Annotated in this window: 18 protein-coding genes and 1 pseudogene; 6 read left to right on the top strand and 13 right to left on the bottom strand. The window is 65.8% G+C overall.

Annotated features, from left to right (window positions below):
* Positions 1-73: 73 nt before the first annotated feature.
* The 3 genes and pseudogenes from AB3X94_RS16690 to AB3X94_RS16700 form a co-directional block, all read right to left on the bottom strand.
* Positions 74-2,047 carry a response regulator gene (locus AB3X94_RS16690; protein ID WP_368612119.1) on the bottom strand — a complete coding sequence of 658 codons (1,974 nt, stop codon included), beginning with the start codon at positions 2,045-2,047 and terminating at the stop codon, positions 74-76.
* Positions 2,048-2,106: 59 nt separating this feature from the next.
* Positions 2,107-2,345: pseudogene (locus tag AB3X94_RS16695) on the bottom strand (hypothetical protein).
* Between the two features lie 54 nt (positions 2,346-2,399).
* On the bottom strand, positions 2,400-4,010 hold the full coding sequence (locus AB3X94_RS16700) for an ATP-binding protein (protein ID WP_176108620.1): 1,611 nt from the start codon (positions 4,008-4,010) through the stop codon (positions 2,400-2,402).
* A 114-nt stretch (positions 4,011-4,124) separates the two neighbouring features.
* Between AB3X94_RS16700 and AB3X94_RS16705 the strand changes: the two genes are divergently transcribed.
* Together AB3X94_RS16705 and AB3X94_RS16710 are read left to right on the top strand one after the other, a co-directional pair.
* Positions 4,125-4,460, top strand: a complete 336-nt coding sequence (locus AB3X94_RS16705) for a hypothetical protein (protein ID WP_157646264.1) — start codon at positions 4,125-4,127, stop codon at positions 4,458-4,460.
* Positions 4,393-4,884, top strand: coding sequence for a hypothetical protein (locus AB3X94_RS16710; protein ID WP_013089382.1), 492 nt, complete (start codon positions 4,393-4,395; stop codon positions 4,882-4,884). The genes AB3X94_RS16705 and AB3X94_RS16710 overlap by 68 nt, the downstream gene beginning before the upstream one ends.
* A 199-nt stretch (positions 4,885-5,083) precedes the next feature.
* Here AB3X94_RS16710 and AB3X94_RS16715 read toward each other — a convergent pair whose 3' ends face one another.
* Both AB3X94_RS16715 and AB3X94_RS16720 read right to left on the bottom strand, forming a co-directional pair.
* Positions 5,084-5,209 (bottom strand): hypothetical protein, encoded by a 126-nt coding sequence (locus AB3X94_RS16715; RefSeq protein WP_013089381.1) that lies wholly within the window; start codon positions 5,207-5,209, stop codon positions 5,084-5,086.
* Positions 5,209-7,707: an AsmA family protein gene (locus AB3X94_RS16720; RefSeq protein ID WP_176108621.1), complete on the bottom strand. Its 2,499-nt coding sequence runs from the start codon at positions 7,705-7,707 to the stop codon at positions 5,209-5,211. Before AB3X94_RS16720 ends, AB3X94_RS16715 begins: the two co-directional genes overlap by 1 nt.
* A 211-nt stretch (positions 7,708-7,918) precedes the next feature.
* On the opposite strand from AB3X94_RS16720, the gene AB3X94_RS16725 reads away from it, so the two are divergent.
* The gene (locus tag AB3X94_RS16725; protein ID WP_368612120.1) at positions 7,919-8,662 is read left to right on the top strand and encodes an ATP-binding cassette domain-containing protein; all 744 of its coding nucleotides are present in this window, start codon (positions 7,919-7,921) and stop codon (positions 8,660-8,662) included.
* Entirely contained in the window at positions 8,659-9,465 is an 807-nt protein-coding gene (gene fetB, locus AB3X94_RS16730; protein ID WP_368612121.1) for an iron export ABC transporter permease subunit FetB, read from the top strand. The genes AB3X94_RS16725 and fetB overlap by 4 nt, the downstream gene beginning before the upstream one ends.
* Before the next feature lie 70 nt (positions 9,466-9,535).
* Here the strand turns inward: fetB and AB3X94_RS16735 are convergent, their stop codons facing one another.
* The gene (locus AB3X94_RS16735; protein WP_176108624.1) at positions 9,536-10,084 is read right to left on the bottom strand and encodes a DUF6013 family protein; all 549 of its coding nucleotides are present in this window, start codon (positions 10,082-10,084) and stop codon (positions 9,536-9,538) included.
* 233 nt (positions 10,085-10,317) lie between these two features.
* On the bottom strand, positions 10,318-11,334 hold the full coding sequence (locus AB3X94_RS16740; protein WP_368612122.1) for a zinc-binding alcohol dehydrogenase family protein: 1,017 nt from the start codon (positions 11,332-11,334) through the stop codon (positions 10,318-10,320).
* Between the two features lie 111 nt (positions 11,335-11,445).
* Here AB3X94_RS16740 and AB3X94_RS16745 point away from each other — a divergent pair, with 111 nt between their 5' ends.
* Positions 11,446-12,414, top strand: coding sequence for a LysR family transcriptional regulator (locus AB3X94_RS16745; protein WP_368612123.1), 969 nt, complete (start codon positions 11,446-11,448; stop codon positions 12,412-12,414).
* Between the two features lie 22 nt (positions 12,415-12,436).
* On the opposite strand, the gene AB3X94_RS16750 is transcribed toward AB3X94_RS16745, so the two are convergent.
* The 4 genes from AB3X94_RS16750 to AB3X94_RS16765 form a co-directional block, all read right to left on the bottom strand.
* Positions 12,437-12,739, bottom strand: a complete 303-nt coding sequence (locus tag AB3X94_RS16750) for a hypothetical protein (protein ID WP_368612124.1) — start codon at positions 12,737-12,739, stop codon at positions 12,437-12,439.
* A gap of 82 nt (positions 12,740-12,821) precedes the next feature.
* Positions 12,822-15,641, bottom strand: coding sequence for a DNA ligase D (gene ligD, locus AB3X94_RS16755; RefSeq protein ID WP_368612125.1), 2,820 nt, complete (start codon positions 15,639-15,641; stop codon positions 12,822-12,824).
* 48 nt (positions 15,642-15,689) lie between these two features.
* A complete protein-coding gene (locus tag AB3X94_RS16760) occupies positions 15,690-16,700 on the bottom strand; it encodes a Ku protein (protein ID WP_176108629.1) in 1,011 nt (336 codons plus the stop codon).
* A gap of 197 nt (positions 16,701-16,897) precedes the next feature.
* The gene (locus AB3X94_RS16765; RefSeq protein WP_368612126.1) at positions 16,898-18,133 is read right to left on the bottom strand and encodes a cytochrome P450; all 1,236 of its coding nucleotides are present in this window, start codon (positions 18,131-18,133) and stop codon (positions 16,898-16,900) included.
* 286 nt (positions 18,134-18,419) lie between these two features.
* Here AB3X94_RS16765 and serB point away from each other — a divergent pair, with 286 nt between their 5' ends.
* Positions 18,420-19,259 carry a phosphoserine phosphatase SerB gene (serB, locus tag AB3X94_RS16770; protein ID WP_368612127.1) on the top strand — a complete coding sequence of 280 codons (840 nt, stop codon included), beginning with the start codon at positions 18,420-18,422 and terminating at the stop codon, positions 19,257-19,259.
* A 466-nt stretch (positions 19,260-19,725) separates the two neighbouring features.
* Here serB and AB3X94_RS16775 read toward each other — a convergent pair whose 3' ends face one another.
* Together AB3X94_RS16775 and AB3X94_RS16780 are read right to left on the bottom strand one after the other, a co-directional pair.
* A complete protein-coding gene (locus AB3X94_RS16775; RefSeq protein ID WP_368612128.1) occupies positions 19,726-20,910 on the bottom strand; it encodes a cystathionine beta-lyase in 1,185 nt (394 codons plus the stop codon).
* Positions 20,911-20,994: 84 nt separating this feature from the next.
* Positions 20,995-21,663, bottom strand: a complete 669-nt coding sequence (locus AB3X94_RS16780; protein ID WP_368612129.1) for a hypothetical protein — start codon at positions 21,661-21,663, stop codon at positions 20,995-20,997.
* Positions 21,664-21,717: the final 54 nt, after the last annotated feature.

The following is a 21,717-nucleotide window of genomic DNA, read 5'->3' on the forward strand; positions in this document are numbered from 1 at the left end:
CCTGTTGCGATTGACTTCGCAACAGGCCTTTGTCTTTTCACTTTGCTTTCAGCACACTGCCCTTTATAGAGCCTCACGCATTCTTTTGCGCCTTCAATTGCGCGGCGCTTTCGATCATCGCTTCGAGCTGGCCGAAATTGACAGGCTTCGTCAGATGCGATGTAAAGCCCGCACCCAAACAACGGCGCACGTCCTCGTCGGTGCCGAAGCCGGTCAACGCGACGGCTGGCACATCGGAATGTTCGCGAAACGCCTCGATGAAATCGAGGCCGGTGCCATCGGGCAACCCAACATCGCTGACAACCAGATCGAAGTTCTGCAGCTGCGTCGCCGCAAGCGCATCGTCGATGCGCCCGACCACCGTCACCTGATGACCCAAGCCGTGCATCAATTGGGCCATCACGTCGGCGGTATCGGCATGATCCTCGATCAGCAGCACGGTCAGCGAACTCGCCGGCTGCACGGTGCTCGGCACGATGACCGGCGGCGCGGCGGTCGGCGCGGCCGCGGTCGGCAGCGTGATCGTGAAGGTCGCGCCGCAATGCGGACCGGGACTCTGCGCGGTCACGGTGCCGCCGTGCACGTCGGTCAGCGCCTTCGTGATCGCGAGACCGAGCCCCAGCCCGCCGAATTGCCGCGTCATACTCTGGTCGCCCTGCTCGAACGCGTTGAACAGCTTGCCGATCTGCTCCGGCTCGATGCCGATGCCGGTGTCTTCGACCGAGATCTGCACCTGCATGCGTTCGTCGCGCGTGCGTACATAGATATGGCCGCCGTCCGGCGTGAACTTGGCGGCATTGCGAATCAGGTTCCACAGCATCTGTTGCAGACGCGCGCGATCGGCGAGCACGTAGTGATGTTTCGCGCGCTTGTCGACATGCACATCCTGCTGCTTGACCTGGATTTCGCTGCGAAAGAGTTCGAGCACGCTGTCGATCACGTCGTGCACGTCGACGGTTTCCAGCGACAGCCGCAGCTTGCCGTTCGCGACGCGCGTCAGATCGAGCAGATCGTCGATCAGCCGTGCCTCCAGCTCGACGTTGCGGCGGATCATCCGCACGCTCGCGCGCGCCTGCTCGGGCAGATCGGCAATCATCTCGAGCACGCTCGCGCCCGCCAGCACCGGAGTGAGCGGCGTGCGCAATTCGTGCGACAGCATCGCGAGAAAACGGTCCTTCGCGCGGTTCGCTTCTTCGGCGGCCTGGCGCGCGGCCTGCTCGGACTCGAGCAGCCGCTCGCGCTCCTCGATCGCCTCGCGCTGCGAGTGAATGTCGGTGCAACTGCCGAACCATTTGCTGACGTTGCCTTCGGCATCGCGCATCGCGACCACGCGCACGTCGAACCAGCGGTACTGGCCGTCGTGGCGGCGAATCCGCATCTCGTGCCGATAGTCGCCGTTGCGGCTCGCCACGGCCTTGAGCCAGCTTTGCCGGATCTGCTCGCGATCGTCGGGATGCACGGCGTCGAGCCACGCAAGACCATGCGAGCTGGATTCGGGCAAGCCGGTGTAGTCGTACCATTGCTTCGACAGGAAGTCGCAATCGCCGGCTGCGTCGCAGGTCAGCACCAGATGCGGCAACGTCTCCGACAGCGTGCGGTAATGCAGTTCGCGATCGCGCAGCAGCAGCGCTTCGTCGGACGCGCGTTGCAGCCGCACCTGCGACAGCACGCGCTCCACGGCCTCCGGCAGATAGTCGAGATAGTCGCCGGACTTCGGCACCACGTCGGACACGCCCGCGCGCAGCGCTTCGATCACGCGCGACTCGTCGGTGAAGCCGGTCACGAGAATCGCCGGAATGCGCACGCCCTCCGCGCGCAGGCGCCGAAAGAAATCGAGCCCGGTCTCCGGCCCGTTCAACTGATAGTCGAGCACCAGCAGATCGAGGCCGCCGCTCGCGAGCCGCTCGCGGGCCGCCTCGACACCGGCGCAGATCGCCACCCGGCAGCCGGCGCGTTCGAGCGACTTGCGCGCGAGCCGCAGGATGCCCTCGTCGTCATCGACAACGAGCACATAAGCGGCTTGCGGCTTGGACACTTCTTCGGTCATGCGGATGCTCTGTGGCTAAGGTCAGTGCTTATGTTGTCATGAACGGCTTTCGGTCGCCTTCAGGCCGGCTCGAGCCGATGCGCCGGCGGCAGCTCGACCACTTGCAGAAAAAAGCCCAGCCGGCGCACGGCCTCGATGAACGTATCGTATTCGACCGGCTTGCGGACGCAGACGTTGCAACCGGGTTCGTAGCAGCGAGCGGATTCGCGCCGGCGCGGCGCAGATTCCGCTCGACGAGCGTTGCGTGGCCGTCGTCGTCTTCGATCAGAACGAAGCTGGCCGTTTGCGCGTGATTCATAGGCTCTGCGTGCCAACGATTCGTCATCCATGTCCGCGCCGGCATGCGCAACGCTCAGAAGCGCACGGGCTGCTCGGGCAGCACCACGAAAAAAGTCGAACCGGCGCCCTCGGCCGATTCGACCCAGACCCGCCCGCCGTGCCGCTCGACCGTGCGCCGCACCACCGCGAGGCCGATCCCCTCGCCGCTAGCGACGTCTGCATGCAGACGCTGGAACGCGCGAAACACCTTCGATAGATACGCGGCCGGAATGCCTAGCCCATTATCGCGGACGTAATAGGTGCGCATACGGACCGCGCGCGGCTCGCTTTCATCGACGGGTTCGGGCGCCAGCGCGCCGACCTCGATGCGCCCGCGGCGCGCCGGATCGAGAAAAGTCAGCGCATTGCCGATCAGGTTGCTGAAGATCTGTTCGACCGCCGCCGGATCGCCCCATGCGGGCGGCAGCTCGCGCACCGTGACGCTCGCGGCGCGCTGGTCGATCGTGCCTTGCAGTCCATCGACGACCCGCGCCACCGCGCGCCCGACGCTGACCCGCTGCCACTGGTATTCGAGCCGTCCCGCGCGCGAGATGCGCAACAGCGCGTCGATGATCGCCGCCGCGCGCGCAACAGCCGTGCGCAAATAGTGCAACGACTCGCGCATGTCGCCATTCAGAATCTGCGTCATGCACCGCGCTTCGATCACAGGCAGGCGAGCCCGCCCGACGAGGCCGTCGAGTTCGTCGCACGATACGTGCAGCTCCTTCGAAAACCCTTGCAGATTCACGAGCGGCGAGCGCAGATCATGCGACACGCTGTAGATGAACATCTCGTTGTCCTGCGTTTCCTGGCGCAATTCCTCATTGACGGCCGTCAGTTCGCGCGCGCGTGCTTCGAGCTCGGTCTTCAGGGCCTGCTGCCCGGCTTCCGCCTCGCGCAGACGCGTATCGGTCTGATGCAGCACCGAGTCGAGCGCGGCGATTTCGTCGCTGCCCGACAACGGCGCCGCGAGCGGCCGGCCGCTGCCGAGCCGCTCGGCGTTATCGGTCAGCACTTCGAGGCGCTGGCCGATGCCGCGCGCGAACACGAAGGCGGTGACCGCCCAGATCAGCATCGAGCCGAATGCCGCGGCGATCAGCGCGCGCTGCTGAAGGTCACGACGCTCGCCGAGCGCGCTCGAGCGCTCGGCATCGAGTACCGACGCCGCCGCGTCGAACTGGGCCAACTCCTCGCGGAACACGGCGATCTGCTCCGGCAACTCGCCGGTTTCGAGCGCGATATAGCGGCGTAGACTGCGCCCCTCGTGCAAAGCCTGCGAGATCGCGACACTCTGTTCGCGATACGCGCCGATCGCGCGCCGCATGCTGCGTACGCGCTCGGCCTGGGCCGGTGTTTCGGCGACGAGCGCATCGAGCTTCGCGAGCCGGTCGTTCAGTTCGACCCACACCGCGTGGCGGTCGATCAGCGACGCATCGCCCGTCACCATCGCGGTGCGCACGCGCGCGGCCTGGCGCAGCAGCGGGTCGACGATGGCCGACGACTCGTAGAGGATCTGCTTGCTGTTGTCGACCCATCGCGCGGCCTGCGCGGTGCGCTCCTGGGTGTCGAAGACGACCCCGAGCAGCGCAAGTTCGACCACGCTCGGTATCGCGATCAGCAGCAGGCCTTTGGTGAATAGTTTCATGGTTCCGTCAGGGCGTTCAGGCTGTGGTTCAGGCTGTCACTCGAACGGCGGGGCTCGCGCACCCGTGGCGCCCTGTAAGGCGGGCGCCGCGCGGCCGGACGGGCCATTATCGACGTGAACCAGAGATATTTCAACGGCGCGCCTGCAAGCGCTCGACCACACAAAAATGACTTTTTTATTGGGATGGGATGTTTTTTCCGCGCCGCCTGCGTCTATGATGGAGACAAGGTGTGCTGGGATGCGAATGCGCGCGGCGAGGCGGTTCGGCATGATTCGTGCGGGAGCGGTGGAGCGATGCAGCAACGTCGAATCATCGTGAATCCGGCCTTGTCGTATGCTATAAAAGATCGACGTGCGGCGCGCGAAAGCCGGGAGTGGTCGCATGAGGACGCAGCGTTTCTTGCAATTCTTTTTCAGGCGAATTTTTATGTCCTTCCCGAAAAAGCGTAGACGCGCGAAGGTGGACGGCGACGAGTCGTTCCTCGCGGTTCTGCGGCATTTCAAGCCGTTCGGTCAACTCGACACCAAGATTGCGCGGGCTCGCGCGCAGGACGAACCGGTGCTCTATGCACACGTACTGCCCGGACTCGACGTGCTTCTATGCAGTGTGCGCGGCGCGCAGCCGCCCTACCCCGCACCAGCCGAATTGCGGCGGCGCTGCATCGAATCCATTACCAACGCACTGGAGCAACCGCTCGATGGTCTCGAGAACGGCGGCTACTGGTACGAGGCCGACGGCTTTGGCTTCCTCGTGTTCGCGAGTCGTGCGCGCGGCAAGATTCTGACGGAGTTCGGCGCGACGCGGATCGGTACTCGCCGCGGCGTGCGTCGCCAGGATGCGTCGGGCGATGCAACACCGCGCTCTCTCCGATAGCGCCGCTCAGAGACCCTGAAGTTCAGGGTTGCTGACAGCTCGTTTCGTCGTCATTCATCCGCGGTTTCGACAGCCGATGTCGTCACCCATCGCTGGCGTCTTCGGTGGCGCGCTGCGTTGCTTTCCAGTTCGCTTCATTGCATTGAAACACGGGCTTCGACGGCGACCGCGCGCAGTTGCGCGCGCGGCACCCTGCCATTCATTCGGCCATTGCATCATCGACGCGCTCGCGCGCGGGCGGCACGCTGATCAGCCACAGAAAGATCACGCACAGGCCGCCACCAAGGCCCCAGTTCAACCAGTCCACAGGCAAGCCCGACAACATCAGCTGCCCTTGTAGTCGGCCGCGCTCGCCGGCGACTGCGTCGCGGGCTTGCGATTGCGATCCGTCGCGGCCGGCGACGACGCGCCGCCCGAGGACTTGTTGACCGGCGCGCCCTCCAGCGACATCGGCGCCTTCGGCTGTTGCTTCACGCCCGGCGCCGGCGCGTTCGGCATCTGCCGCACCTGCGCGAGCAATTGCGTGCACGGCAGCGGCTTGTTGTTGCTCGGCGCGAGCAGCGGGATCAGCGCCGCGAACGGATTGATCAGCCCGAGCCCGACCGCCGCGCCGCCACGCAGCGCAAGCGCGGCCGCATTGACACCGACGTGCGGGTCCTTGAAGGTGCCCTTCACGTACAGCGGCGAGCGCAGCGAAAAGACCCGGAAGCCCTTCGTATGCGGATGCACGCCGAGGTCCATCGTTTCGTCGCGCAGATTGATGTGACCGTCGATGTTGATCACCGCGTCGTCGGTATCGAGCGCGAACACGCGCGCTTCGAGCACGCCGTCGGTCGCGACGAAATCGGCGGCCGCGCAGTTGATCTTCACGTCGCGATTGCCGAACAGCTTTTCATAGACGACGTTCGCGACGTTCAGGCCGGCCGCCTCCATCAGCAGACGGCTCACGGTGCCCTCGCTCACGAGCGCCTTCAGCTCGCCGTTCGAAGTCGCGGCGAGCGCCGCCGGAGAGTTGCCGGTCGCGGACAGCGACGCGTCGCCGTTGATCTCGCCGAGCGCGCTCTGCATCGTCTTGAAGTTCGGGAACAATTGCTTGAGCTTCAGATGCCGCGCCGACATCGCGAAGCGCCCCTTCAACGGCGCCCCGCTGCCATCGAGATAAATGTCCGACGCGAGCGAGCCGCCCGCGACGCCGAACTTGAGCGGCACGAGCGACAGCACGCCGTCGGTCATCACGACATGCGTGTACAGATCCGTGATCGGCAGATTCGCGTTCTTGATGATGCGCCGGCCGGTGAACTTGACGTCGGCGTCGATCGCCTTCCAGCGGTCGGTGCGGAACTCCTCGACCGGCAGCGCGCGGTTGCTCGGCTGCGCGGCAGCGCCGCCGCGCTTCGCCTTGCTCGCGTTCGAATCGGCGCCGATCACCGGCGCGAGATCCGAGAATTGCAACAGATGCGACTCGAGTTCGCCTTTCAGCAGCGGACGCGGCTGGCGGCCGGTATAGGTCAACGAACCGTTCAGATCGCTGCCGCCGACCCGGCCTGTAAAGTTTTCATACGTGAACACGTTGCCGCTCGATTTGAACCGGCCGATCAGATGGCCCTCGGTCGCGTATGGCGGGGTCTCGGGCAGGGTCACCCCCGTCAGCGAATATAGCCGGGCCATGCTGTTGCCTTGCAGCCAGAGACGCAGATCGAGCGCCGCGAGATGCGCCGGATCGGTGACCGTGCCGACGAAGGCGATATGCAGGTCGCCGGCTTTGACGTCGGCCTGCACCGGGAACGGCCGGTTCGCGTCCTGCAGCGCGAGCACGCCGCCGAGCTTGCCGCTGCCCGACAGCGGCGTGCGGTTGTAGATGCCCTTGACGGTCCAGGCGATCGCATAGAGCGGCGTCGCGCGTGGCGCGCCGGGTGCGGTGCCGCTCGCGGCCGAGACGGCCGCAGGCGTGCTGGCGCTCTCACTGGCGGTTTCACCACCTGGCGCGGCGGCGCCGCTCGTCGCGAGCGCGCCGGAAGTCGCGGGCGCGCCTGATGTTGCAGCCGGGCCCGAGGCTGCCGACGCCTGTGCCGGCGTCTGTGCCTCAGAAGCTGCCGCTTCGGAAGCCGCCTTCGCCGCCGAGGCCGCCTGCGCTTCGGCCTGCGCGGCAAGCTGGCTCGCACCCGCGCGGCCGATCGCCTGCGCCGACGCGCTGCGCGAGGCCGCCTCCTGCTGCTTCAGCGCGTCGCCGATCGGGATCGGCTGCCCGAGCGTATCGACGACCATCTGCACCTCGACCTTCTTCTGCTGATCCGAGAGCGCGATATTGCCCTTCGCGAACGCGATATCGTGCAGATCGAGCTTCCACTCGGATGGCCCGGTCGATGAAGGCAGTTTGAAGGTCCAGTTATTGCGGCCGTCTACAAGACGTTCGAGATCGACCGATGGATTCACGAGGTTGATCGCCGGAATCACGATGTCGTGCGCGAGGAGCGGCAGCACCTCGACTTCGAAGTCGATTTCGTCGAGCGTCGCGAACTGCGGCTGTTTGGCCCAGTCGGGATTGCCGATCGTGATGTTGGCGGCCGAAAAGCGCGGCCAGGGCACCCAGCCGCGCCAGCCGGTTTCGCCGACCGCATGACGCCAGCCCACCTTCAGATCGCCGTTGATCGCGAACGGCCTGCCGATCGCCTGGCTGACCTTGTCGTCGATGTAAGGCCGCGCGCGGTTCCAGTCGAAGGTCAGGATGAAGATGACGAGCGCAACGATCAGGATGACGAGCACCGCCAGCAGCCATGCAAGGATTTTTCCGACCCGTCGTCCGATGCTGCTCGACACTGCCATTGAAAGGCTCCGCGTGTTGTTCCACGTTGTGCACCGTGCAGCAGTTATCGTGCCTGGCGCGTGGCAATGAATCGTCGCGCCGGTTGTGGGTTGTGTGCGCTATTCGCGCCTCGCCGTTTTATCATGGCGCACGCTTTGCCGACAGACCGACCGGCGCATTGACGCCGTCGCGCCGGCATCGAAGCGACACCCTCCCCACGATGCTCCAACCATGACGACCGATGTTCCTCTCCTTTTCGCCGACGGCATCGTGCGGCGTGATGCGCAGCGCGGCCAGACGCTGTTGCAGCAGACCACCTTCGTGCTGCGCGCCGGCGAGCGCGTCGCGATCACCGGACCGTCCGGCTCCGGCAAGAGCGTGTTCCTGCGCGCGCTCGCGCTGCTCGATCCGATCGATGCAGGGCGCATCTTGTGGCATGGTGCGCCGCTCGTGCGAGCGGCGATTCCGCGCTATCGGCGCGGCGTCGCGTATATCCGGCAGCGGCCCGCGCTGATCGACGGCAGCGTCGAAGACAATCTGCGCTATCCGTTCGAGCTGCGCGCGTATCGCGACGCGCGCTTCGATCGCGTGCGGGCGGCCACGCTTGCGATGCAGGCCGGCCGCGGCGAGGACTTTCTCGGCAAGCGCGCAAGCGAATTGTCGGGCGGCGAAGCGCAGATCGCCGCGCTGATCCGGGTGCTGCAACTCACGCCCGAAGTGTTGTTGCTCGACGAGCCGACCGCGTCGCTCGACCCGGCTTCGTCGCGCGCGATCGAAGCGCTCGTGCGGGCATGGTTCGATGCCGCGCCTCGCGCTCACGCATCGATATGGGTATCGCACGATCTCGAGCAGGCGGCACGCATGAGCGAACGGCATTTGACGATGCGCGCCGGCGTGCTGGCCGAACACACCACGGTGCGGCGCGACGCGGACCAACGCGATGTTGCGGACCTGCGTCGGGAGTCCCGCCCATGAGCCTGCAGAATCTGAGCTTGTGGGACGTCGCAATCGCGACGCTGCTGATCGTCGTGAATGGCGTGGTGTCGGTCGCGTTGAAACTCGATCTCGAACGCAAGCTCGCATGGGCGGCGGTGCGCACCGTGGTCCAGTTGCTCGCGATCGGCTATGTGCTCGGCTGGGTGTTCAGTTTCGCTCGCTGGTACGTGGTGCTGCCGCTGATGATCGTGATGACGCTGATCGCGGGTTTCGCCGGCGCGCAGCGCGGCAGCCACACCTATGCCGGACAACGCGCCGACAGTGTGCTGTCGATCTGGGTCAGCTCGTGGCTCGTGGCCGCGGCGGGACTGTTCGTCGTGATCCGCATCCATCCGTGGTACGAGCCGCAATATGCGATTCCGATTCTCGGCATGATCCTCGGCAACACGCTGACCGGTGTATCGCTCGGCATCGAGCGGATGACCGAGGAACTGACCGCGCGGCGCGACCGCGTCGACATGGCGCTCGCGCTCGGCGCGACACGTTGGGAGGCCGCGCAGGCGCCGGCGCGCCAGGCGGTGCGCGCGGGCATGATGCCGACGTTGAATCAGATGGCGGTGGTCGGCGTCGTCAGTTTGCCGGGCATGATGACCGGGCAGGTGCTGGCCGGGCAGTCGCCATTGCAGGCGGTGCGCTATCAGATCGTCATCATGTTTCTGATCGCGGCGGCGTCGGCGCTGGGGACGGTGGGTGCAGTGCTGCTCACGTACCGACGACTGTTTTCGGCCGAGCATCAGTTCTTGCCGGCGCGGCTCGTCGAGCGTGAGGCACGCAAAGGATGACTCACCGGGATGACACGCTAACGCATGTGACGGTTCGCGCACGCGGCCATCACCGCGCGCGCTGGATCATTCAACGCTTCGCGGTGACGGCGACCTCAGTGCCATCGTTCAGCGTCAGCGTTTTCGTCGTGCCGTTGACCGGCATCGTGAAACGCACGATCTGACTCATGCGCACATCGTTCGGACACTTGAGCGACTTGCCTGCGCTCGTCACAGTTTTGACACCATGCGGCGTCTGCGCCTGGAAGCTCAGCTGTACGGTCGCGGTGCCGTCGCTCGCCACCACCGGTGCAAGACGGATCTGCGTCTGGCGGATCATCGCGCCGTTCTCGTCGACCGGCAGCGACGCATAGTCCGGGCATGCGTCGGTAGCGGGCACCGGACCGCCGGGCGGCACGGTCTTCCACGTGAAGTCGTCCGTTTCGCCCGAGCGGATCGTGCGGGTCTCCTGGGAATTGCCGAACTGTTTCGACGTGACGCGAACGGTGTAGCGGATCGGACCGTCGAGCGCGGCCTTGTTGGTCACCGTGATCGGCGTGGCTGCGTGAGCAGCCGGCTCGAGCGCGCAGGCGAGAGAAGCGACAATCGAAACGGCGGAGAGTTTGAAGCTGAAGCTCATACTGTCACCTCGTTGTTGTGCCGCTGCGCGCTCGCGTCGACGCGATTGCCCGTGCACTGTTCGCGCACTGCCGAGGCCCGGCCGGTTCACACCGCCTTGCCTCGCCGCAAGACACGCAACCGTTTTGGCATGCTGCGTCGTCAGTCTAACGCCAAGCGCGCTGCCGCGCGTGTCGTGTAGGCTCGGGTGTTAACCCGCTTGCGGCGACGCGCTTTCTGCGCGTCGATTTCATCTCAGAAGCCGGTCAGCACCAGCTTGCCGATCGCGCGCCCTGCTTCCAGCAACCGATGCGCGCGGCGCAGATTCTCGGCGTTGATGCGGCCCAGGTCCTCGCCGAGCGTCGTGCGCAACGTGCCCGCGTCGACGAGGCGCGCGACCTCGGTCAGCAGCTTGTGCTGCTCGATCATGTCGGGCGTGCCGAACATCGAGCGCGTGAACATGAATTCCCAGTGAAACGCGGCGCTCTTCGCCTTCAGCAATTCGACCGGTACCGCGGCGCTGTTCTCGACGATCGTGCAGATACCGCCTTGCGGTTTGATCAGTTCGGCCGCGGCCGGGAAATTGCGATCGGTGTCGTTGAAGATCAGCACGTAGTCGACCTGTTCGATGCCGAGCTCTTTCATCTGCGCGGACAGATCGCCGAAGTGATCGACGACGTGATCCGCGCCGAGCTCCCGTGCCCATTTCGCCGATTCGGGCCGCGACGCGGTCGCGATCACCTTCAGCTTGGCGAGCTGCTTGGCGAGCTGGATGCCGATCGAGCCGACCCCGCCCGCGCCGCCGAAAATCAGCACCGTGCGGCCTGCGTCGGCGCCCTGCGGCGACACGCCGAGGCGGTCGAACAATGCTTCCCATGCAGTGATCGCGGTCAGCGGCAAGGCGGCCGCGTGCGTGAAATCGAGCGACGCCGGCTTGTGTCCGACGATCCGTTCGTCCACCAGATGAAACTCGCTGTTGGCGCCCGGCCGCGTAATGCTGCCCGCATAAAACACGGGATCGCCGACCTTGAACAGCGTGACCTCGGGTCCGGCTGCGACGACGGTGCCGGCCGCGTCCCAGCCGAGGACGCGCGGCGTCTTCTCGACGCTATCCTTCGGCGAGCGCACCTTGGTGTCGACCGGGTTCACGGAAATGGCTTCGACCTTGACCAGCAGATCGCGGCCGCTCGCTTCGGGTTTGGGGATCTCGACGTCGACGAGCGCTTCGGCGTGATCGATTGGCAGATAACGGTAGAGTCCGACGGCTTTCATGGCTGCTCCTTTGGGTTCGGTTGATGTGCAAGCATGACCCGAATCGTAAGACGGTTCTTATTCTGCTAAAACAGTCATAATCACTGAAACATCTTTTGGTTTATCAGAATAATGAACGGTTCATATCCGGCCGGCCGGCCTCTGCCCAGCGAGCGCGAACGGCTCGATCTGCTCGATGTCGGGCTGTTCGTGCGCGCCGCGCTGCTCAACAACGTGTCGGCGGCCGGGCGCGAGTTCGGTTTGTCGGCGGCGGTCGCGAGCGCTCGGATCGCCCAACTCGAAAAGCTGCTCGGCGCGCGTTTGTTGCATCGGACCACGCGCCGCATCAGCCTCACCCAGGACGGTGAAGTGTTCATGACGCGCGCCGAGGCGCTGCTCGACGCGGCCGCCGCCGCACGCGCATCGGTCGGCCGCGCGCAGGCCGAGCCGCAGGGACGGCTGCGCGTGACGATGCCGTCGTCGTTCGGGCGCCAGCATGTGTCGCCGGTGATCAGCGAGTTTTTGCGCCGCTATCCGGGCGTCAGCGTCGATCTGCGCCTGACGGATCAGGTGGTCGATCTGGTCGACGCGGGCATCGATGTCGCGATCCGCGTCGGCGTGCTGAAGGATTCGTCGCTGGTCGCGCGGCGGCTCGCGGTCAATCGCCGCGTGCTGTGCGCGGCTCCCGCCTATCTGGCCGCGCACGGCACGCCGCATCATCCGTCGGATCTCGCGCGGTACGAGTGCATCATCCTGTCGGAGCAGCGCGACTGGCGCTTCGTGACGCCCACTGGCCCGCTCGACGTGCGCGTGAGCGGCCGCCTCGTCACAGACAATGGCGAGGTGATTCGCGACGCGCTGCTCGCGGGCTTCGGCATCGCGCTGAAATCGACATGGGACGTGGCACCCTATCTGCGCAGCGGCGAACTCGTCAGTGTGCTCGACAGCTATCCGCTCGCGGACGACGTCGCGATCTGGGCCGTGTACCCGAGCCGCGCGTTCGTGCCGCCGAAGACGCTCGCATTCATCGACTTCGTCGCCGCGCATTTCGGCGATCCGCCGTATTGGGACCGGGAGCCGGTTGGACTGGCGGGCGCGTAGGCGTCACGCCCGGTACGCGGCGTCAGCGCTTGCCGTTCTTCGCGCCGCCCTGCTTGCGATCCGAATTCACATCGGCATGCGAGTCGTTCTGCGTGCGCTGCTGATACTCGCCGCCGCCGCGGCGGTCGGTATCCTGCAAGCCATGCTCGATATCCTCATGCGCCTGCTTGCCGACATCGCGCGGATGGTCCTCGTGCTGTGACTCCGGATGCTGGTCGGTTTCATGCGGCAGCGGCGCCGCGGCTTCCTGCAACGACTTGGGGTCCTTGTTCGCGTGCGGGTCGGCTTGCGACTCGCCATCAGTCGATTGCGGCAGGGTCTTCATTGCATTGCTCCTTCGCGAAGCGCGTTCGCGCACTGAGTGCGCATGGCGAATTCGCGGGTTGTTCAGCCACCTGGACGAGCACTCATGACGCGACGCCCAGACGTTTTTTCATCGCCGCGGTGATGCGCTGACGCGTCTTCGCATAGTCGGCCCACGGGTCGCTTGCGAGGCCGTCCACGCGCTCGTGGACGTTGCGGATGCCCCATTGATCGCCGCCCGTCGTGCTGTCGAGTTCGTCCCACGCGAGCGGCACCGACACGCCGAGCCCCGGCCGCGCCCGCGCCGAGAATGCGGCCACCGTGCTAGAGCCGCGGTTGTTGCGCAGATAGTCGATGAAGATCTTCTTCTTGCGATTCTGCGCGCCCATCTTCGCGCTGAAGAACTGCGGCAGCGTCGTCGCCATATGCTGCGCGACCGCCTGCGAGAAATCCTTCACTTCGTCCCAGCCGGCCTGCTTCGCGAGCGGCACGACCACGTGCAAGCCCTTGCCGCCGCTCGTCTTGACGAACGACTTCAGGCCCAGTTCGTCGAGCAGCGAGCGGGTCAGTTGCGCGGCCTCGACCATCCGTTCCCAGCCGAGCGACGGGTCCGGGTCGAGATCGAACACCATCCGATCGGGCTTTTCGATAGTCGACGCGAGGGCATTCCACGTGTGAAATTCGACGGTGCCCATCTGCGCGGCGCCGACCAGCGCGGCAAGCGTGTCGATCGTGATCAGCGCAGGATGGCCCGGGTCGAGTCCCTCGTGCTGCGTGACGTGAGGAATCGACAGCTTCTGGCTGTGCTTCTGGAAGAACAGCTCGCCGCCGATATCCTCGGGCGCGCGCACCAGCGCGACGGGCCGCTCGCGCAGATGCGGCAGCATCCATTCGGCGATTGATTCGTAGTACTGCACCAGTTCGAGCTTGCTTACGCCGCTGCTCTTGTCGATCACGCGATCGGGATGCGAGATGCGCACGCCGGCGATTTCGCTTTGCGCGCGCGAGCGTGTTGCCGTGGTTCGGGCGGGCGCGCTTTCCGTCGCGGCGGGCGCGGCGGTCCTGGCGGTTTTCGTGGCTGCGCGCTTTTTCGGCGCGCCTGTTTGCCGCGTATCGTCGGCGGCGGTTTCGGTTTGCTGTTGCACGTCGGCTCCTTGTCGGGCGGTTTCCCTGACGATCTGGCGCGCCGGTTTGTCGTCGCGCAGACTGACGAACGACGCCTGGCGCACGATGCCGTCGCTGGTCCATTCGGCGAAGTTGCATTCGGCGACGAGCACCGGCTCGACCCAGTGCACGGGCGTGCGGCTGCGCTCACGCGGCGCGCTCGCGAACGGCATGCTCTTGCTCGCGTGCGCGTCGAGCGCCTGTTTGACCGAGCGCAGCAACGCGGCGTCGAAGCCGGTGCCGACGCGCCCCGCGTACTGCAGTTGGCCGTCGGCGTCGTAGACGCCGAGCAACAGCGCGCCGAACGCCTCGCGGCTGCCGGCCGGCTCTGAATAGCCGCCGATCACGAACTCCTGGCGGCGTCGGCACTTCAGCTTGATCCACGACGGCGCGCGGCCCGACACATAGCGGCTGTCGCGCCGCTTGCCGATGATGCCTTCGAGCCCCATGTCGCACGCGCTCCTGAGCAGCTCGCCGGCGCTGAACGCGAAGTCGTTCGAAAAGCGCAGCACGCGATCGTCGACGCCTTCGAGCAGCGCGCGCAGAATCGCGCGGCGCTGTTCGAGCGGTACGCCGCGCAGGTCGTAGCCGTTCAGGAACGGCACATCGAACAGATAGATGACGATGTCCTGCGGGCGGTGCGCATCGAACGCGTTTTGCAGCAACTGGAAGCTCGGCACGTCGCGTTCATCGAGCACGACCGCTTCGCCGTCGAGCCACGCGCTTTGCAGGTCGAGCCCGGCGATGGCCTCGATCTGTTTGCTGAATCTGGTGGTCCAGTCGTTGCCGTTGCGCGTGAAAACACTGACCGCACCAGCCTTCTTCTTTGACGCGTGGTCGATGCGCGCGAGCACGCGGTAGCCATCGAACTTGATTTCGTACAGCCAGTCGTCGCCATGCGGCGCAGTGTCGACGAGCGTCGCCAGCTCCGGCGTCAAGCTCGCGGGCAAGGCGGCTTTGACCGCGCCTTCGATCGATGGCGATGCGGCGAGTTCACGTAACGACTGCGCGGTACGCGTGGCGACGATGTCGGGGCGCTTGGGATCGGCTGCGCGGCGCAAGGAGGCGGACTTCGCTGGCTTGCCTGTGCCCGTGGCTTTGCCGTCGCCCGACGTTTTCGTCTGCGCTTTCGCTTGCTTCGTTTTCCTGCCTTTCGACGCGCCGTCGGCCAGCACGCTGCCCGGCAGTTCTTTGAGCACGTCGTAGTCGCTCTCGTCGCGCGCTTCCTCGTCGCGCTCCTTGATCAGCAGCCATTGCTCCTTGTCGCCGCTGCCGCGCATATGGCTGCGTACCAGCGTCCAGCCGCCGTGCAGCTTCTCACCGTGCAAATGAAACTTGAGCTTGCCGGCCGCGTACGACCGCGCGGCCTCGGCCACGCCGCCCGCCGGCTCCCACGTGCCGCGATCCCAGACGATCACGGTTCCCGCACCGTAGTTGCCGGGCGGAATCTCGCCCTCGAACGTCCCGTATTCGACCGGATGGTCTTCGACGTGCACCGCGAGCCGCTTGACCGACGGGTCGAGGCTCGGTCCCTTCGGAACCGCCCACGACAGCAGCGCGCCGTTCAGTTCGAGCCGGAAGTCGTAGTGCAGACGCCGCGCGTCGTGCTCCTGGATCACGTAGGAAAGTGTGTCGGGCGCGGCACGCGTCGCGCTCCTGCCCGCCTTGCTTGCCGCGCGCTTGCGGGTCGCCGCGCCGGATGGCTCCGGCGTGTCTTCGAAGCGGCGCTTGCGGTGGTAGAGCTCGAGTCGGTCGTTCATGGCGATGACTCCGGTGCGTTGGCTGCGATAGGCGGGTCGGCCGCGCGTTCAGGCCGCCGCGCGCCGTTTGCGCGATGTTGCTGTGGTTTTCGATGCAGCGCGGGCGCTGCTGCCACTACCGCTGCGACTGCGCGCGGTGCTTGTCGTGCGAGCCTTTTTGCGCGCGGGCGCGGCCGCCTCTTCATCGGCCTCGGCTTCGCTATCGGTCTGATCCTCGTCCTCGCCGGCGGCGCGCTTGCGGCCCGTGGCAGCCTGCTTGCCCTTGCCGCGGCCGAGGCTGCGTTTGAGCAGATCGGACAGGTCGAGAATGTCGGCGGACTTGCGCGACTCGTGCGGCGTTTCGACCTCGGTGACTTCCTCGGTCTTGCCCGCCTGGATCTTGCGCTCGACGAGCGCCATGATGTCGTCGCGAAACGTATCGTGATACTGCATCGGGTCCCACGTCTCGCTCATGTCGTCGATCAGCTTTTTTGCCATGTCGAGTTCTTTGGCCGACACGCCGGCGGCCTTCATGCCTTCGGGCGGCACCTTGAATTCGTCCAGACCGCGTACCTCGTCGGCCCAGCGCAGCGTGTTCAGCGCGAGCATCGGACCGAGCGGAATCAGCGCGGCCAGATGCTGCTTGTTGTGCAGCACGACGCTCGCGACGCCGATCTTGCCCGAGGCTGTCATCGCCTCGCGCAACAACGCATAGACTTTTTCGCCCTTGCGGTCGGGCGTCAGGAAATACGGCGTGTCGAGATAGAGAAACGAGATGTCGGCGGCGTCGACGAACGCGAGGATGTCGACCGTCTGCGTCGACTCGGGATTCGCCGAGCGGATTTCGTCGTCCGACAGTACGACGTAGTGATCCTTCTCGTATTCGAAGCCGCGCACGATGTTCTCGCGGGTCACGTCCTTGCCGGTGCGCTTGTTGATCTGCTTATAGCCGATCGGGTCGATCGTGCGCTTGTCGAGCAGATTGAAGCCGACCTTCTCCGACCGCGTCGCCGGATAGAGCTGCACCGGTACGTGGACCAGCCCGAAACTGATTGCGCCCTTCCAGATCATATGTGCCATCGCGCGCTCCCCTGTCCCACGGCCCTGAGATATCAGGCGCAGCAGCAAGCGTGCCCGAGTTTTGGCGGGTTTTGCGCTGCCGCTACGCTTAAAGCACGAGCCGTTCCGCTCGGCGGCGTGCCGTCATGAGGCTGTAAGTCTTGCGACAAGGCGGCAAAAGCTACGGCTGTCCTCGTGTGCGCGCTACCGGGGTCGCATCAAGGCTCGAGCAGGACCGGCACGGACGCAAACCCGCGAAACCGCACGCGCCCGCCCCGCGTCGGCTCGCCATCGACGCGATACGCCGGGAAGCGCCGCACGAAGCGCCCGATCGCAATCCGCGCCTCCAGCCGCGCCAGCGACAGGCCCGCGCACTGATGAATGCCGAAGCCGAACGCGAGATGCCGGTTCGGATCGCGGCGGATATCGAAGCGGTCAGGCTCGGCAAATTGCTCGGGATCGCGATTGGCCGCGCCGATGCACAGCGTGACCGGCGTGCCGCGCGCAACCGCGACGCCGCCGATCTCGGTATCGACGGTGGTCATGCGATTGCCGAGCTGGTTCGAACTCTCGAAGCGCAGACATTCCTCGACCGCGGTGCCGATCAACTCGGGCTCGCGCAGCAGCGCGGCGCGCTCGTCAGGCCATTGGCTCAGTGTGACGAGCCCGTTGCCGATCAGGTTGGTGGTCGTTTCATGCCCTGCGTTCAGGATGAAAATGCAGTTCTGCAGCAGCTCGGCTTCCGATAGCTGCTCGTGCGCGCCCTCGCCCTGAATCAGCCGCGTCAGCACGTCGTGCTGCGGATCGCCGGGCTCGCGGCGGCGGCGCGCGACGAGGCCGCGCAGATAGTCGACGAATTCGCTGACCGCGCGATTGCCGCGCTCGAACTGCGCGTCGGTCAGCGACGGCTCGAGCGCGCCGAGTATCGCGAGCGACCAGTCGCGCAGCGGTGCGCGCTCGTCGTGCGGCACGTCGAGCAGATTACCGATGACCTCGACCGGAATCGCCGCCGCGAACTCGCCGATCAGATCGATCCGTCGGCGCTGCGCGGCCGCGTCGAGCAGACCGTCGACGAGCCGGATCAACGCGGGCTCCATCGCCGCGATCGCGCGCGCGGTCAGCGCGCCGGCGATCAGCTTGCGCACACGCGTATGGCGCGGCGGATCGTTGAATACGAGGCTCGTGGTGTGATGCGCGTAGAGCGGCGAGTCGCCGTATTTCGGGCGGAACTCGACGGTCTTGTCGGAACTGAAGGTCTTCGGGTCGCGGTAGACCGCCTGCACGTCGCGAAAGCGCGTCAGGAACAGCGAGCCGTCGGGCATGCGCCGGATCGGGTCATAGGTGCGCAGTGCGCGATAGACCGGATAGGGATCGGCGTAGAACGCGGGGCTCAGATGACGCAGATCGAAGTCGCGGGCAAGGGAGGAAGCGTCGCTGGCGGTTGCCGGGGTCATGCGTTGTCTCCGTGGGGCGTCTTGTTGCGCTTGTGACGTGGCGGCTTCGTGTGACCGTATCTGTTCGGTCTGTTCCGTTACGGCGATACGCGACACGCCGACTTCTGCCAACCTGACGACGACCGCGCCACACGATTCGATGCGTCAGTATGAACCGCGCATTGTCAAAGCGCACGGCAAACCCGCCCGCTACAGCCGCCCGCGACGGCGCGGCGCACGGAACCGATACAATAGCGGGATTTTCCGCGCGCCACGCGCCTCTTTCTTCCCGCGTCACTGGTCGTCCATGAACCTCGTCATTCAAAGCGTCGCCCCCCTTTCCGTCGACCACCACAAAACGCTCGTCGCGCTCGCGCGCGGCTCCCACGCCACCGTCATCGACGAGAGCGCGATTCGCATCGCCGGCGCGAACCTCGCGCAACGCGCCGACGTCGAAGCGTATTGCTACACGCATCAACTCGACTACGCGTTTGTCGAAGCTGGCCGCCAGTTGCGCGACTTCGGGCTCGTCGCGATGGACATGGATTCGACGCTGATCACGATCGAGTGCATCGATGAAATCGCCGATTTCTGCGGGCTCAAAGCCGAAGTCGCGGCGATCACCGAGGCGGCGATGCGCGGCGAGATCAAGGACTTCAACGAAAGCCTGACGCGCCGCGTCGCGCTGCTGAAGGGGCTTGACGCCAGCGCGCTCGAGCGCGTGTATGACGAGCGGCTGCAGTTGTCGCCGGGCGCCGAACGCATGCTCGCCGGCGCGAAACAGGCGGGCCTGAAAACGCTGCTCGTGTCGGGCGGCTTCACGTTCTTCACCGCGAAGCTGACGGCGCGCCTCGGCCTCGATTTCACGCGTGCGAACACGCTCGAAATTGTCGACGGCAAGCTGACCGGCAACGTGATTGGCGAGATCGTCAACGCGGACGTGAAAGCGCGCACGCTGCGCGAAGCCTGCGCGACGCTCGGCATCGAGCCTTCGCGCGCAATTGCGATGGGTGACGGCTCGAACGATCTGAAAATGATGGCCGAAGCCGGACTTTCCGTTGCCTTCCGCGCGAAGCCGGTGGTGCGCGAAGCAGCGAGCGTGTCGTTCAATTTCGTTGGACTGGACGGGTTGCTGCGGTTGTTCTGACGCTGTTGCTCGAGGGGTTCGTTATCGCGCCGGGACAACGACCGACGCGATAACGAAATGCGCGAACTGTGTTGTTATCTGTTGAAAATGGCCGGCAGGAACAGGGCGCACATGCCGGTGATAGCGTGCCAACCATGGACTCGGTCTGCCTGTCATCGCGAGCGGCGACGACAATCCCCAACGCAAGCATTGAGGACTCCCCGCTGCCCTGCTCCAACGCGATCACCGCCTCATAAATCGCGGCGGCACACAGTCCAATCGCACACCAGAACAGTTGCCCGTCTTTCACTGACGCCGCAATCATCGTCCGGGCAACACGCCAGCCATACGCGGGCGCGACAAGCGCACCCGTATCGAACATTCGGCCAAACGGTCAGGTCTGCTCGATACTCAAGGCAACAAAAAGCCCGCCGGGAACGAATCCCGACGGGCTTCTCGAACAACGTGTCGAACAGCCTAACGCGTATTAAGCCAGCTTAGCCAGGCTCTGCTCGATATCCGCGCGCAGATCCGCCTCGTCTTCGAGACCGATATAGAAACGCACCAGCGTGCCGCGGTGCGGCCACTGTGCCGCCGTGCGCATCGACGCGATGTCGTACGGCATCGCGAGGCTATGCGCGCCGCCCCAGCTCCAGCCGAGCGAAAACAGTTCGAGCGATTCGCAGAACGTGTCGATCTGCGCCGCGCTGTACCGCTCGTCGAACACGACCGAGAACAGGCCGCCCGCGCCGGTGAAATCACGCTTGTACACTTCGTGCCCCGGACAGTCGGCCAGCGCCGGATGCAGCACCGCGACGATTTCCGGCCGGCTCTTCAACCACGCCGCGAGCGACAACGCCGCGCGATCATGCTGCGCGAAACGCAGTTGCATGCTCGGCAGGCTGCGCAGGATCAGCGAGCAGTCGTCCGAGGACACGCCGATGCCCATGCGCATGCGCGCCGCTTTCAGCTTCACATGCACGTCGCGGTCGACCGTGATCGTCGCGCCCATCAGCACGTCGCCGCCGCCCGACTGGTACTTGGTCAGCGCCTGCACCGAGATGTCGACGCCGTGGTCGAACGGCCGGAACGCGAGGCCGGCGGACCACGTGTTGTCGATCGCGGTGAAGACGTTGCGCGCGCGCGCCGCCGCCGTGATGGCCGGCACGTCGGGCACTTCCATCGTCACCGAGCCGGGCGCCTCGATCCAGATCAGGCGCGTGTTCGGCTGGATCAGCCTGGCAATGTCCGCGCCGATCAGCGGATCGTAGTAGCGCGCCGTGATGCCGAAATCGCGCGCGAGCCAGTCGCCGTGGTCGCGGTTCGGCGAATAGACGTTATCCGGGATCAGCACGTCGTCGCCGGCCTTCACGAGGCCGAAGTAGACGTTCGAGATCGACGACAGCCCCGACGGCTGCAGCAGCGCATGATTGCCGCCCTCGATCGCGGCGAGGCGCTGCGCGAGCGCGATCTGCGTCGGCGTCGCATGCAGGCCGTAGCGCCATTGCGCGTCGTTTTTCCAGTCGAGCGCGCGCATCGCGGCGAGATCGGGAAACACCACCGTCGACGCCCGCGTGACCGGCGTCGAGAACGATTCGAAGCCCGGCGTGATGTCGTCCTCGGCACGCACGATGCGGGTCTGCAGGCGGCGTTTGAGTTTGGATTCAGTCATGTGGAGCTCGATGAAATACACAGGGAAGCGGGCTTGAAACAACCGCCGCGCCGCGCGACTCAAGATGCCCGGCGTGCATACGCATCAGTCGCCGGTTTGCAGGTTGCTGACGCCGCCCACCGGGTGCCCGCCGGCAGCGGATGCCGGCGCGGGAGCCGCCACTGCGCCGTTCACGGCAGCCGGCTGCGGAGTTGGGGGAGCCGCCTTGGCGGCCGCCGCGCCGGCCGAAGCGGCCGCAGGTGCCGCCTGCCCCGCCGCCAGAGGCTTCAGGTTGAATTCCTGAGGGTTCGAATCGTCGACGTTCATGCGGTCGCCTTCGAGCGAGCCGTCCGGTGCGAACTTGCCAACCCAGTTGCCGGTGATATGCGTGCCGTCGTTCGATTCTTCGACTTCGAACGTATCGCCGACGCGATCGCCGGCGATCAGGACCACCTCGCCGTTATCGGTGTACTGATACTCGCCGTGCACGCCGGAAGGATCGTCGGTCTTGGGCCCGAGCCGCAGCACGATCGGCCGCGCGCCGAGCGTGCCCACGTAGCGCGGAAACTTCGCGAACTCGGGGCTCGGTTTCAGCGGCAGCTGGATCGGCGGCGGCGCGGCCAGCTCCTTGACTGCATCGCTTTCCGCCCACGCCTGCGACGGCATCCACAGCACCGTGCCGGCACACAGCAGCGCGGCGGCGCTTGCCACCGCGCCGGCGCGCCGACGCAACGTGCGCGTTGCCGAACCCTTCGTCACTTTCGCTTCCCGCATCCTGTCGATCCTTGTTGCTGGTTCCTGCTTGCTACCTATGCCGGGCCGGCCGGC

The organism is Paraburkholderia sp. BR10923, assembly GCF_040948765.1.
GTDB classification, from domain to species: Bacteria; Pseudomonadota; Gammaproteobacteria; order Burkholderiales; family Burkholderiaceae; genus Paraburkholderia; species Paraburkholderia youngii.

Excerpts from the sequence above, each read along its gene's own strand:
- AB3X94_RS16690 (WP_368612119.1), bottom strand. The coding sequence starts at position 2,047 with ATGACCGAAGAAGTGTCCAAGCCGCAAGCCGCTTATGTGCTCGTTGTC.
- AB3X94_RS16700 (WP_176108620.1), bottom strand. The coding sequence starts at position 4,010 with ATGAAACTATTCACCAAAGGCCTGCTGCTGATCGCGATACCGAGCGTG.
- AB3X94_RS16710 (WP_013089382.1), top strand. The coding sequence starts at position 4,393 with ATGAGGACGCAGCGTTTCTTGCAATTCTTTTTCAGGCGAATTTTTATG.
- AB3X94_RS16715 (WP_013089381.1), bottom strand. The coding sequence starts at position 5,209 with ATGTTGTCGGGCTTGCCTGTGGACTGGTTGAACTGGGGCCTTGGTGGC.
- AB3X94_RS16720 (WP_176108621.1), bottom strand. The coding sequence starts at position 7,707 with ATGGCAGTGTCGAGCAGCATCGGACGACGGGTCGGAAAAATCCTTGCA.
- AB3X94_RS16725 (WP_368612120.1), top strand. The coding sequence starts at position 7,919 with ATGACGACCGATGTTCCTCTCCTTTTCGCCGACGGCATCGTGCGGCGT.
- fetB (WP_368612121.1), top strand. The coding sequence starts at position 8,659 with ATGAGCCTGCAGAATCTGAGCTTGTGGGACGTCGCAATCGCGACGCTG.
- AB3X94_RS16735 (WP_176108624.1), bottom strand. The coding sequence starts at position 10,084 with ATGAGCTTCAGCTTCAAACTCTCCGCCGTTTCGATTGTCGCTTCTCTC.
- AB3X94_RS16740 (WP_368612122.1), bottom strand. The coding sequence starts at position 11,334 with ATGAAAGCCGTCGGACTCTACCGTTATCTGCCAATCGATCACGCCGAA.
- AB3X94_RS16745 (WP_368612123.1), top strand. The coding sequence starts at position 11,446 with ATGAACGGTTCATATCCGGCCGGCCGGCCTCTGCCCAGCGAGCGCGAA.
- AB3X94_RS16750 (WP_368612124.1), bottom strand. The coding sequence starts at position 12,739 with ATGAAGACCCTGCCGCAATCGACTGATGGCGAGTCGCAAGCCGACCCG.
- ligD (WP_368612125.1), bottom strand. The coding sequence starts at position 15,641 with ATGAACGACCGACTCGAGCTCTACCACCGCAAGCGCCGCTTCGAAGAC.
- AB3X94_RS16760 (WP_176108629.1), bottom strand. The coding sequence starts at position 16,700 with ATGGCACATATGATCTGGAAGGGCGCAATCAGTTTCGGGCTGGTCCAC.
- AB3X94_RS16765 (WP_368612126.1), bottom strand. The coding sequence starts at position 18,133 with ATGACCCCGGCAACCGCCAGCGACGCTTCCTCCCTTGCCCGCGACTTC.
- serB (WP_368612127.1), top strand. The coding sequence starts at position 18,420 with ATGAACCTCGTCATTCAAAGCGTCGCCCCCCTTTCCGTCGACCACCAC.
- AB3X94_RS16775 (WP_368612128.1), bottom strand. The coding sequence starts at position 20,910 with ATGACTGAATCCAAACTCAAACGCCGCCTGCAGACCCGCATCGTGCGT.
- AB3X94_RS16780 (WP_368612129.1), bottom strand. The coding sequence starts at position 21,663 with ATGCGGGAAGCGAAAGTGACGAAGGGTTCGGCAACGCGCACGTTGCGT.